Annotated in this window: 12 protein-coding genes; all 12 read left to right on the forward strand. The window is 64.6% G+C overall.

Annotated features, from left to right (window positions below; genetic code table 11):
* The first annotated feature begins 85 nt into the window (after positions 1-85).
* Positions 86-649 (forward strand): elongation factor P, encoded by a 564-nt coding sequence (efp, locus tag ABCW42_RS10435; RefSeq protein WP_133204210.1) that lies wholly within the window; start codon positions 86-88, stop codon positions 647-649.
* Entirely contained in the window at positions 649-1,059 is a 411-nt protein-coding gene (gene nusB, locus ABCW42_RS10440) for a transcription antitermination factor NusB (protein WP_423181193.1), read from the forward strand. Before efp ends, nusB begins: the two co-directional genes overlap by 1 nt.
* A gap of 194 nt (positions 1,060-1,253) precedes the next feature.
* Positions 1,254-1,835: a bifunctional pyr operon transcriptional regulator/uracil phosphoribosyltransferase PyrR gene (gene pyrR / locus ABCW42_RS10445; RefSeq protein ID WP_423181194.1), complete on the forward strand. Its 582-nt coding sequence runs from the start codon at positions 1,254-1,256 to the stop codon at positions 1,833-1,835.
* Positions 1,832-2,860, forward strand: a complete 1,029-nt coding sequence (locus ABCW42_RS10450) for an aspartate carbamoyltransferase catalytic subunit (RefSeq protein ID WP_423181195.1) — start codon at positions 1,832-1,834, stop codon at positions 2,858-2,860. The genes pyrR and ABCW42_RS10450 overlap by 4 nt, the downstream gene beginning before the upstream one ends.
* Positions 2,860-4,221 carry a dihydroorotase gene (locus tag ABCW42_RS10455; protein WP_423181196.1) on the forward strand — a complete coding sequence of 454 codons (1,362 nt, stop codon included), beginning with the start codon at positions 2,860-2,862 and terminating at the stop codon, positions 4,219-4,221. Before ABCW42_RS10450 ends, ABCW42_RS10455 begins: the two co-directional genes overlap by 1 nt.
* A complete protein-coding gene (locus tag ABCW42_RS10460; protein ID WP_423181197.1) occupies positions 4,221-4,739 on the forward strand; it encodes a hypothetical protein in 519 nt (172 codons plus the stop codon). The genes ABCW42_RS10455 and ABCW42_RS10460 overlap by 1 nt, the downstream gene beginning before the upstream one ends.
* The gene (gene carA, locus ABCW42_RS10465) at positions 4,720-6,015 is read left to right on the forward strand and encodes a glutamine-hydrolyzing carbamoyl-phosphate synthase small subunit (RefSeq protein ID WP_423181198.1); all 1,296 of its coding nucleotides are present in this window, start codon (positions 4,720-4,722) and stop codon (positions 6,013-6,015) included. The genes ABCW42_RS10460 and carA overlap by 20 nt, the downstream gene beginning before the upstream one ends.
* Complete coding sequence (gene carB, locus ABCW42_RS10470) at positions 6,015-9,323, forward strand: carbamoyl-phosphate synthase large subunit (protein ID WP_423181199.1); 3,309 nt, start codon at positions 6,015-6,017, stop codon at positions 9,321-9,323. The genes carA and carB overlap by 1 nt, the downstream gene beginning before the upstream one ends.
* On the forward strand, positions 9,316-10,182 hold the full coding sequence (gene pyrF, locus ABCW42_RS10475) for an orotidine-5'-phosphate decarboxylase (RefSeq protein ID WP_423181200.1): 867 nt from the start codon (positions 9,316-9,318) through the stop codon (positions 10,180-10,182). Before carB ends, pyrF begins: the two co-directional genes overlap by 8 nt.
* A gap of 140 nt (positions 10,183-10,322) precedes the next feature.
* Positions 10,323-10,649 carry an integration host factor, actinobacterial type gene (gene mihF, locus ABCW42_RS10480; protein WP_423181201.1) on the forward strand — a complete coding sequence of 109 codons (327 nt, stop codon included), beginning with the start codon at positions 10,323-10,325 and terminating at the stop codon, positions 10,647-10,649.
* A gap of 60 nt (positions 10,650-10,709) precedes the next feature.
* Positions 10,710-11,282, forward strand: a complete 573-nt coding sequence (gmk, locus tag ABCW42_RS10485; RefSeq protein WP_423181202.1) for a guanylate kinase — start codon at positions 10,710-10,712, stop codon at positions 11,280-11,282.
* 39 nt (positions 11,283-11,321) lie between these two features.
* A complete protein-coding gene (gene rpoZ, locus ABCW42_RS10490; protein ID WP_078109003.1) occupies positions 11,322-11,582 on the forward strand; it encodes a DNA-directed RNA polymerase subunit omega in 261 nt (86 codons plus the stop codon).
* The last annotated feature ends 25 nt before the right edge of the window (positions 11,583-11,607 follow it).

Consider the following 11,607-nt stretch of genomic DNA (forward strand, 5'->3'; position numbering starts at 1 on the left):
GCCGTCATGGCACGCCGGATTGGCATAGACGGCTGGACGCTACGAAGCTAGCAAAACCAGTGAGAGAAACCAGAGGATAGTACTAGTGGCAACCACAAATGACATCAAGAACGGAACCGTGCTGAAGCTCGAGGGCCAGCTCTGGAACATCATCGAGTTCCAGCACGTCAAGCCGGGCAAGGGCGGCGCGTTCGTGCGCACCAAGATGCGTAACGTCATGTCCGGCAAGGTGGTCGACAAGACCTTCAACGCCGGCCTCAAGATCGAAACCGCCACGGTTGACCGCCGCGACTACCAATACTTGTACCAGGACGGCGAAGACTTCGTCTTCATGGACACCTCGGATTACGACCAGATCCACGTTTCCGGCAACGTCGTGGGCGACGCCACCAACTTCATGCTGGAAAACCAGATGGTCAACATCGCCATCCACGAAGGCACGCCGCTCTACATCGAATTGCCGCCGAGCGTGGTCCTTGAGATCACCTACACCGAGCCGGGCCTGCAGGGCGACCGCTCGTCCGCCGGCACCAAGCCTGCCACGGTCGAAACCGGCTACGAGATCCAGGTTCCGCTCTTCGTTGAGCAGGGCACCAAGGTCAAGGTCGACACCCGTGACGGCAGCTACCTGGGCCGGGTCAACGACTAGTGAGCGCCCGTGGTAAGGCCCGTAACAGGGCCCTCGAAATTCTTTTCGAGGCGGAACAGCGTTCCGCCTCCGCTTTCGAGGTCTTGAAGGCCCGCCGGGAAAAGACCGACCTCGTCGTCAATCCGTACACCACCGATATCGTCGAGGGCGTGGTTGCGATGCAGCAGACCATCGACGAGTTCCTCCAGACGTACGCGCAAGGCTGGACCTTGGAGAGGATGCCGGCGGTTGACCGGATCATCCTGCGCATCGGGGCTTGGGAACTGCTCTACAACGACGACGTCCCGGACGGCGTCGCAGTGAGCGAAGCCGTGGCACTGGCCAAGACCATGTCCACCGATGAGTCGCCTGCGTTCATCAACGGCCTCCTGGGCCGCCTGCAGCAACTGAAGCCTTCGCTCCTCGCCTAGTCCAGGCAATGGCACTAAGCCATTAGGCACTGACAAAAACCCCGGCTGGGCTCCAGCCGGGGTTTTTGTGTGAGCGAAAACGCATTGGCCGGGGCCTCGGCGCGCCGGCCAATGGCTCCGCCTGTGATAGTTTTGAAAAGCAAATGTTCCTTTTTTAATTCCGTCCCGTGAGGCGGGGAAAGGGGAGACGAGCGATGACTGATGTCGCCGCGCCGGTGCCGTCCCGGGTTGTACTCAACCACGCGGATATCGACCGTGCCCTCACTCGTATCGCCCATGAGATCCTCGAGGCCAATAAAGGTTCCCAGGATCTTGTCCTGTTGGGCATCCCGCGCCGCGGATATCCGCTGGCCGTCAGGCTGGCGGAAAAGATTGCCGCCGCCGATCCCTCCGTCAACGCCTCGGCCATCGTCGGCCAACTCGACGTCACGATGTTCCGCGACGATCTCTCCCACCAGCCCGCCAGGCCGCCGTATCCCACGAAGCTCCCGTTGTCCGGAATCGACAACAAGGTAGTTGTCCTCATCGATGATGTCCTCTACTCCGGCAGGACCATCAGGGCAGCCCTGGACGCGATCGTGGACCTTGGCAGGCCCCGCAGCGTCCGCCTGGCCGTCCTGGTAGACCGTGGCCACCGCGAACTCCCCATCCGCGCGGACCATGTGGGCAAGAACCTACCGACTTCTTCTTCGGAGAAGGTCAGGGTCCGGCTAGAAGAGTTCGACTCCGTCAACGGACAGCCCGTCAATGAAGTAGTGATCGAGGCCGGCGCATGAAACACCTGCTCTCCACCGAGAACCTCAGCGCCGCCGACGCCATCCGGATCCTGGACACCGCCGAAGAAATGGCCGCGGTGGGGGACCGCGAAGTCAAGAAGCTGCCCGCCTTGCGCGGGCGCACCGTGGTGAACCTCTTCTTCGAAGACTCCACCCGGACCCGCATTTCCTTCGAGGCGGCGGCAAAGCGGCTGTCCGCTGACGTCATCAACTTCGCCGCGAAGGGTTCATCGGTATCCAAGGGGGAATCCCTCAAGGACACTGCCCAAACCCTTTCGGCCATGGGCGCGGACGCCGTAGTCATTCGCCACTGGGCCTCGGGAGCCCCGCACCGGCTTGCCGCCACGGACTGGATCGATGCCGCCGTCATCAACGCCGGCGACGGTACCCATGAGCACCCGACGCAGGCGCTGTTGGACGCCTTCACGATGCGCCGCCACTGGACCAAGCTCCACGGTTCAGAATCAATCGGCGCCGACCTCAGCGGCATGCGGGTCGCGATCGCGGGCGACGTCCTGCACTCGCGGGTTGCCCGTTCCAATGTCTGGTTGTTGCGCACCCTCGGAGCAGACGTCACGTTGGTGGCGCCCCCCACGCTGCTGCCGATCGGCGTCGAGCACTGGCCTTGCAAGGTCAGCTACAACCTCGACGAAACACTGGAAGCCGGCGTCGACGCCATGATGATGCTACGGGTCCAAGGGGAACGGATGAACGCCTCGTTCTTCCCGTCCACCCGCGAGTATTCACGGCGTTGGGGCTTCGACGATGCCCGCCTCCGTGCCCTCGACGAGCTCGGGCTCAAGGACACGATCATCATGCACCCCGGGCCGATGAACCGCGGGTTGGAGATTTCGTCCGCCGCCGCCGATTCGCCGCGCTCCACAGTGCTGGCCCAGGTCCGGAACGGTGTTTCGGTCCGCATGGCCGCCCTCTACCTGCTGCTCTCCGGGGACACCCGCGAAGCGGCCACCACGTCCGGCGCAGCCGGTACCAATGCTGCCCGTTCCGAGAAGGAGAACAACTGATGACCGAGACCGCTTCAGGCGCAAGCACCGGAACCTTCCTGATTCGCGGCGCGGCTATCCTCGGGGGAGGCGCCGAAGACCTGCTGATCCGCGACGGCGTGATCGCGGAGCGAGGCACCGGGCTTTCCGCTGAGGGCGCCACCGTGATCGAAGCCGCGGGACTCGTTGCGCTTCCTGGCATGGTGGACATCCACACCCATCTGCGCGAGCCCGGCCGGGAAGACGCCGAAACCGTGGAAACCGGCACGCGCGCGGCGGCGCTTGGCGGCTACACCGCCGTCCACGCCATGGCCAACAGCAACCCCGTCGCGGACACGGCGGGCGTCGTCGAGCAAGTCCACTCCTTGGGCCGCGCTTCGGGCTGGGTGGATGTGCGCCCCGTCGGCGCGGTCACGATCGGCCTCGCCGGTGAGCAGCTCGCCGAACTCGGCGCCATGGCCGATTCCCGCGCTCAGGTCCGCGTCTTCTCCGATGACGGAATCTGCGTCCACGATCCCGTGCTGATGCGCCGGGCCCTGGAGTACGTCAAAGCCTTCGACGGCGTCGTGGCCCAGCATGCGCAGGAGCCGCGCCTGACCGCAGGGGCCCAGATGAACGAAGGGGCCGTCTCTGCCGTCCTCGGCCTCGCTGGCTGGCCGGCGGTCGCGGAGGAGAGCATCATCGCGCGCGACGTCCTCCTTGCCCAGCACGTAGGATCCCGACTGCACATTTGCCACGTGTCCACCGCCGGCTCGGTGGAAATCGTCCGCTGGGCGAAGTCGCGTGGGATCAACGTCACTGCCGAAGTGACTCCCCACCACCTCCTGCTCACGGACGAACTCGTCCGCAGCTACGATCCCGTCTACAAGGTAAACCCGCCCCTGCGCACGGCCTCGGACGTCCAAGCACTCCGGGCCGGGCTCGCTGACGGCACCATCGACGTCATAGGAACGGACCACGCACCGCATCCGAGCGAACACAAGGAATGCGAGTGGGCCCAGGCTGCCATGGGCATGACGGGACTCGAAACTGCCCTTTCGGTCGTCCAGGAAACCATGATCGAGACGGGCCTGATGACTTGGGCGGACTTCGCGCGGGTCACCTCGACGGTTCCGGCCGCCATCGGCCGCGTGGCAGATCAAGGCCGTCCGCTTGAGGCCGGCGAGCCCGCCAACGTCATCCTGGTCGACCCCGCTGCCCGCTGGACGGTCGACCCGAACAAGATGGCGACCATGGGCCGTAATTCGCCGTTCGCGGGCAAGGAATTGCCCGGAGCCGTCGTCGCGACCTTCTTCAAGGGCCATCCGACCGTGCTGGACGGCAAGCTCAACACGCCGTACCGCTACGCAGCTGATGCGGCCGGCGCAGGCAGCAGGAACTGATGGACAGAATCCTTCCGGGCGTGCTCGTCCTCTCCGCGGCCGTCGTCGTCTTCGCGCTGTTCGCGCTTGGGTGGCGCAACCGGCTCAAGCGGCAGTACGACGTCGAACGCCTTCCGACGGTGCCTGAGCGCCTCAGTCCCGCCGGCATCGTGGCGGAGGGCCAGTACGTGGCCACCACGACGGCGGGTGACTGGCTTGACCGGATCGCGGTCCAAGGCCTGGGCTTCCGCGGGAACGCGGAATTGAGCGTCCATCCTGAAGGCGTCCTGTTCGACCGCGCCGGAAACGATCCGTTGTTCGTTCCCGCGGACGCTGTGACGGAATGCCGCACCGCGAGCGGGATGGCCGGAAAATTCGTCGAAAAGGACGGACTCGTTGTCGTGAGTTGGAAGCTTGGACAACGTGAACTCGACACCGGATTCAGGACCAAGCAGGCCGCCGACAAGCAACCCCTCCTCGAAGCACTTCAAGAATTGATCTCTGCAGCCCCCCAGGCAGATGCCGATAGTGGAAAGTAACAAAGTGACGGACACCAACGCAGTGACGGATGAGACAGTGACAGCGAAAGAAACGACAGCCACCGCGAATACCCCAGCGGAGTCCACCGCGGCCGTGCTGGTCCTCGAAGACGGACGGATGTTCCGCGGCCGCAGCTACGGCGCTACCGGCGTCGCCCTGGGCGAAGCGGTTTTCGCCACCGGCATGACCGGGTACCAGGAGACCATCACGGACCCCTCTTACGCCCGCCAGCTCGTGGTCCAGACCGCGCCGCACATCGGAAACACCGGCGTGAACAGCGAAGACGCCGAGTCGCGCCGCATCTGGGTGGCTGGTTACGTGGTCCGCGATGCGGCCCGCCGTCCCTCCAACTGGCGTTCCGAGAAGTCCCTCGACGACGAACTGGTCGAACAGGGCATCGTCGGCATCCAGGCTGTGGACACCCGTGCCATCACGCGCCACCTGCGCGAGCACAAGACCATGCGCGCTGGAATCTTCTCCGGCGAGGCCGCGAACGCCACGGACAAGGAACTCCTGGACGCCGTCCTCGCCAGCGCCCCCATGGAAGGTGCCCGCCTGGCTGAAGAAGTGAGCATCGACGAAGCCTACGTCGTCGAACCCGCCGACCACGGTTGGGACGGCGATGCGAAGTTCGATATCGCAGCAATCGACCTCGGAATCAAGGCCATGACGCCGGCCCGCTTCGCCGAGCGTGGCGTCCGCGTCCACGTCCTTCCTGCGACGGCGACGCTCGAAGACGTCAAGGCCGTCAACCCGCACGGCTTCTTCATGTCCAACGGTCCGGGCGACCCCGCCACCGCGGACGCCCAGGTGAAACTGCTCCGTTCGGTGCTCGACGAGAAGCTGCCGTACTTCGGCATCTGCTTCGGTAACCAGATCCTCGGCCGCGCCCTTGGCTTCGGTACGTACAAGCTGAAGTACGGCCACCGCGGCATCAACCAGCCGGTCATGGACCGCCGCACGGGCAAGGTGGAGATCACCTCGCAGAACCACGGTTTCGCCGTCGACGCCCCCATGGATGGCGCCACGCTCGCTCCGGAAGAGCGCTTCGGCCGCGTGGAGGTCAGCCACGTCAGCCTCAACGACGACGTCGTCGAAGGCCTTGCCTGCCTCGACATCCCTGCGTTCTCGGTCCAATACCACCCCGAAGCCGCGGCAGGCCCGCACGACGCCGCGTACCTCTTCGACCGCTTCATCGCGCTGATGGAGACCACGAAGAACGGTCAGGACGCCACCCAGACATCGAACTCCGCGAAGAACGAGGACACCAAGTAATGCCAAAGCGTACAGATCTCAAGAGCGTCCTTGTCATTGGTTCCGGCCCCATCGTCATCGGCCAGGCGGCCGAATTCGACTACTCCGGCACCCAGGCCCTCCGGGTCCTGAAGGAGGAGGGACTTCGCGTCATCCTCGTGAACTCCAACCCGGCCACCATCATGACGGACCCCGAGTTCGCCGATGCGACCTACGTTGAACCCATCACGCCCGAGGTAGTCGAGAAGATCATCGCGAAGGAACGCCCTGACGCTGTCCTGCCAACCCTGGGCGGCCAGACAGCCCTCAACACGGCGATCGCGTTGGACAAGAACGGCGTGCTGGAAAAGTACAACGTCGAGCTCATCGGTGCGAACATCGCCGCAATCGAACTTGGCGAGGACCGCGAGAAGTTCAAGGGCGTCGTGGAACGCTGTGGTGCGGAATCCGCCCGCAGCCACATCATCCACACCATGGACGAAGCGCTCACGGCGGCGGACGACCTCGGCTACCCCATGGTTGTCCGCCCGTCCTTCACCATGGGCGGCCTGGGCTCCGGCTTGGCGTACAACGAAGACGACCTCCGCCGCATCGTCGGCCAGGGCCTGCAGTACAGCCCGACCTCCGAGGTACTGCTCGAAGAGAGCATCCTCGGCTGGAAGGAATACGAACTCGAGATGATGCGGGACAAGAACGACAACGTCGTTGTCGTCTGTTCCATCGAGAACTTCGATCCCGTCGGCGTCCACACGGGCGACTCCATCACCGTGGCTCCGGCCCTCACCCTGACCGACCGCGAGTACCAGCGCTTGCGCGACATCTCAATCGCCGTAATCCGCGAGGTCGGCGTCGACACCGGTGGCTGCAACATCCAGTTCGCCATCGAACCGGACACGGGACGCGTCGTCGTCATCGAAATGAATCCGCGCGTTTCGCGCTCGTCCGCGCTGGCGTCGAAGGCAACCGGCTTCGCCATCGCCAAGATCGCCACCAAGCTTTCCCTCGGCTACACGCTGGATGAAATCCCGAACGACATCACGCAGAAGACCCCTGCGTCCTTCGAACCGACGCTCGACTACGTCGTGGTCAAGGTTCCGCGCTTCGCGTTCGAGAAGTTCCCGGCGGCAGACAACACGCTGACCACCACCATGAAGTCCGTGGGCGAAGCGATGGCCATGGGCCGCAACTTCACCGAGGCCCTGCAGAAGGCCCTCCGCTCGCTTGAGCAGAAGGGTTCGCAGCTGGACTTCAGCCACGTTCCCGAATGGGAAGTTCCCGAGCTCGTGGAAGAGGCCAAGCGCCCGACGACGGACCGCCTCTACCAAGTGCAGCGCGCCTTGCTGGGTGGTGCTTCGGTGGAGGAGCTCTATGCCGCCACGAAGATCGACCCTTGGTTCCTCGACCAGCTGCAGCTGCTCAACGAAACCGCCCAGGAGATCAGCAAGGCCGGTGCCCTGACCGAAGCCATGCTGCGCAACGCCAAGCGCCATGGCTTCTCCGACGAGCAGATCGGCGCCCTGACCCACAACCCCGAGGCCGTGGTCCGCGGGGTCCGCCAGGCCTTGGGCATCCGTCCGGTGTACAAGACGGTGGACACCTGTGCCGCCGAATTTGCCGCCTACACGCCGTACCACTACTCGGCGTACGACGAAGAGGACGAGGTCGGCCTGCACTCCAAGCCGTCAGTCATCATCCTCGGCTCCGGCCCCAACCGCATCGGCCAGGGCATCGAATTCGACTACTCCTGCGTCCACGCCTCCATGGCGTTGCGCAAGGCCGGATACGAGACGGTCATGGTCAACTGCAACCCGGAAACCGTGTCCACGGACTACGACGTCTCCACGCGCCTGTACTTCGAGCCGCTGACCCTCGAGGACGTCCTCGAAGTCATCGCGGCAGAGGAGCGCACCGGCGGAGTGATGGGCGTGTTCGTGCAGCTCGGCGGCCAGACCCCGCTCAAGCTCGCACAGCAGCTTGCAGACGCCGGCGTACCGATCCTTGGAACCTCGCCCGAGGCCATCGACCTCGCCGAGCACCGTGGCATGTTCTCCCGCGTACTTGACCAGGCTGGCCTCATCGCGCCGAAGAACGGCACCGCTGTCTCCTTCGAGGACGCAAAGAAGATCGCGGACGAAATCGGCTACCCCGTCCTCGTCCGTCCGTCCTACGTGCTCGGCGGCCGCGGCATGGAAATCGTCTACGACGAAGCCAACCTCTCGCGCTACATCGCCAACGCCACGGAGATCACTCCGGACCACCCGGTGCTGATCGACCGCTTCCTGGAGGACGCCGTCGAAATCGACGTTGACGCACTCTTCGACGGCACGGACATGTACCTCGGCGGCATCATGGAGCACATCGAGGAAGCCGGCATCCACTCCGGTGACTCCGCGTGCGTGCTTCCTCCGATCACCCTTGGCAACAACGTGATCGACCGCGTGCGCACGGCCACCCGCGCCATTGCCGAAGGCGTAGGCGTCCGGGGCCTCATCAACATCCAGTTCGCCTTGGCCTCCGACGTGCTTTACGTCCTCGAAGCCAATCCGCGCGCTTCACGCACCGTGCCGTTCGTCTCCAAGGCGACCGGCGTCCAGATGGCGAAGGCCGCTGCCCTCATCGGTACCGGCGTCACCATCAACCAGTTGCGCACGGCGTACAAGATGCTTCCGGAGACGGGCGACGGCTCCACCTTGCCCCTTGACGCTCCGGTAGCTGTGAAAGAAGCCGTGCTGCCGTTCAGCCGCTTCCGGACGCCGGCCGGCAAGGTGGTGGACTCCCTGCTTGGACCGGAAATGCGCTCGACCGGTGAGGTCATGGGTATCGACAAGCACTTCGACACCGCGTTCGCCAAGAGCCAGTCCGCGGCTAACAACGCGTTGCCCACCGAAGGCAAGATCTTCGTTTCCGTCGCCAACCGGGACAAGCGTTCCGTGATCATGGGCGTCAAGCGTCTTTCGGACCTCGGATTCGAAATTGTTTCCACGGGCGGCACCGCCGACGTGCTTCGTCGCAACGGAATCCAGGCGAGCCCGGTCCGCAAGGTTGCCGAGGGCAGCAGCGCCGAAGGCGAGGGCACCATTGCGGACCTCATCGTCGCCGGCGAGATCGACATGGTCTTCAACACGCCGTCCGGCGGCGAAGCACGCAGCGACGGCTACGAGCTCCGCGCGGCGGCTACATCGATCGGCATCCCCTGCATCACTACGGTTGCGGAGTTCAACGCCGCGGTCCAGGCCATCGAGGCGCTGCGCACGTACGCGTGGTCCGTGACAAGCCTGCAGGAACATGCCAGCAACCTCAAAGCGTCGGCCGAGGCCGTCAATGCCTGAGGTTGCCAAAGCCGCCGCACAGGGCCGGGAGCCGTTCGGTTCCCGGCTGGCGGCCGCCATGGCCGCCCGCGGCCCGCTGTGCGTCGGCATCGACCCGCACCCGGGGCTCCTGGCTGATTGGGGATTGAACGACGACGCCGCAGGGCTCGAGCGCTTTTCCCTCACCGTCGTGGAGGCTGTGGCTTCCCTCGCTGCCGCGGTGAAGCCACAGGTGGCGCTTTACGAGCGCCACGGCTCGGCCGGGATGGCGGTGCTGGAACGGACCCTTGCGGCCGCGTCCGACGCCGGCGTGTTGAGTATTGCCGACGCCAAGCGCGGGGATATCGGTTCCACCATGGCTGCCTACGCCGATGCCTGGCTGCGCGACGGTTCCGCCTTGGCCGCGGATTCGGTGACCCTGAGTCCTTACCTCGGTTTCGAATCGCTCCGGCCGGCACTTGACCTCGCGGCGGAGCATGGCCGCGGTGCCTTCGTTCTCGCCCTGACGTCGAATCCGGAGGGCAAGTCCGTCCAGCACGTCGGTGGAGCGGAATCGGTGGCCCGCCGGATTGTTGAGGCCGCCGCGGAGGAGAACCGCCGGTACCCGGGCACCATGGGCTCGGTGGGCCTCGTGGTCGGAGCCACGATCGGCAGTGCGCTCGAGGAGCTCGGCCTGGACCTGGGTGCGGTTCGCGGACCTATCCTGGCCCCGGGGCTTGGGGCCCAAGGCGCTACGCCGGCAGACCTGCGCGCAACCTTCGGCGATGCATACAGTGCGGTCCTGGCAACTTCGAGCCGTGGAATCCTCGCGGCCGGGCCATCGGTGGCCGGACTGCGTTCCGCCACGGAGGCGACCCGGGACGGCCTGCTGGAAGGCTGAGACTGGGCGCAATGCGTCGGGCTGTCGACCAGAAACTGTTCGATAAGCCGGGCGCATTGCGCTAGGTGCTGGCCACACGGTAGCTTCGGGAGCAGTCCAAACTGCTCCGCACTTGATGCCGGCCAAAGGGGGATGCGTCAATGACGTTGAAAGCGTTGTCTCCGCAGGAACGTTCGGACGCCTTGGAAAAGGCGGCAAGGGCGCGGGCGCGGCGCGCCGCAGCCAAGGAACAGCTCCGGCACGGCGAACTTGGGCTTGCCCAACTGATCAAGTCCGCGCAGGAGGACGAGGCCATAGCGCGGATGCGGGTTTCCGAGCTTCTCGAAGCGGTACCGGGCGTCGGTCCGGTACGGGCCCAGGCGATCATGGCCGAGATCGGAATCGCGTCCTCGCGCCGGCTCCGTGGCCTTGGGATCCACCAATCCCGGTCGCTGATAGATTTCATGGAAGACAAATACAGTGTTTAGCGCCTTCGGCAAGGGCCAGCAGCCTCGGCCGAAGTGCAGTGACTCTTCATAAAGGACGATGTGAGCAAGAATCCGGGACTGACCGTCCTCGCTGGCCCTACTGCTGTAGGCAAGGGAACCGTATCCACGTATATCCGGGACAATTACCCCGAAGTCTGGCTTTCGGTCTCTGCCACCACCCGTGCCCCGCGCCCGGGGGAGAAGGACGGGGTTCACTACTTTTTCAAGTCTGCCGAGGAATTCGACGGTTTGGTCGATGACGGCCAGTTGCTTGAGTGGGCAGTAGTCCACGGCAAGAACCGTTACGGAACACTGCGCAGCACGGTTGAAGCGGCAATTGCCGAGGGCAAATCGGTCCTTTTGGAGATTGACCTGCAGGGAGCCCGCCAGGTCAAGGCAGCCGTGCCGGATGCCAACTTCGTCTTCCTGGCCCCGCCCAGCTGGGACGAGATGGTGCGCCGCTTGGTGGGCCGCGGCACCGAAACCCCGGAGGAACAGCAGCGCCGGCTGGAAACCGCTAAACTGGAACTTGCCGCTGAACCGGAGTTTGACCACACCGTCATCAATGACGACGTACGCCGGGCAGCGGACGAGCTTGTTTCACTCATGGGGCTTACCCCGCACCAGCGCTAAGCGCTAGCACTTGTCAGCCCGCTAGAATTTGGAGATTTCGTGTCCACGAACCTTGAAGGCATCATCAACCCGCCGATCGATTCGCTGCTTGCTGCTGCCGATTCGAAGTACGGCCTGGTGATCTTCGGCGCCAAGCGCGCGCGCCAGATCAACGCCTACTACGCCCAGCTGCACGAGGGCCTCTTCGAATACGTTGGCCCGCTGGTCGACACGAAGCTCAACGAAAAGTCGCTGTCCATCGCCTTGCGCGAGATCAACGAAGGCCTGCTGGTTTCCACCCCGATCGAGCCCGCAGAGTAAAAAGACAGCCTGTTGACGGAGGTCA

Source organism: Arthrobacter sp. NyZ413 (assembly GCF_049390645.1).
GTDB lineage: Bacteria > Actinomycetota > Actinomycetes > Actinomycetales > Micrococcaceae > Arthrobacter.

Coding starts and splice junctions, on each gene's coding strand:
- pyrR (WP_423181194.1), top strand. CDS start 1,254: ATGACTGATGTCGCCGCGCCGGTGCCGTCCCGGGTTGTACTCAACCAC.
- ABCW42_RS10450 (WP_423181195.1), top strand. CDS start 1,832: ATGAAACACCTGCTCTCCACCGAGAACCTCAGCGCCGCCGACGCCATC.
- ABCW42_RS10455 (WP_423181196.1), top strand. CDS start 2,860: ATGACCGAGACCGCTTCAGGCGCAAGCACCGGAACCTTCCTGATTCGC.
- ABCW42_RS10460 (WP_423181197.1), top strand. CDS start 4,221: ATGGACAGAATCCTTCCGGGCGTGCTCGTCCTCTCCGCGGCCGTCGTC.
- carA (WP_423181198.1), top strand. CDS start 4,720: ATGCCGATAGTGGAAAGTAACAAAGTGACGGACACCAACGCAGTGACG.
- carB (WP_423181199.1), top strand. CDS start 6,015: ATGCCAAAGCGTACAGATCTCAAGAGCGTCCTTGTCATTGGTTCCGGC.
- pyrF (WP_423181200.1), top strand. CDS start 9,316: ATGCCTGAGGTTGCCAAAGCCGCCGCACAGGGCCGGGAGCCGTTCGGT.
- mihF (WP_423181201.1), top strand. CDS start 10,323: ATGACGTTGAAAGCGTTGTCTCCGCAGGAACGTTCGGACGCCTTGGAA.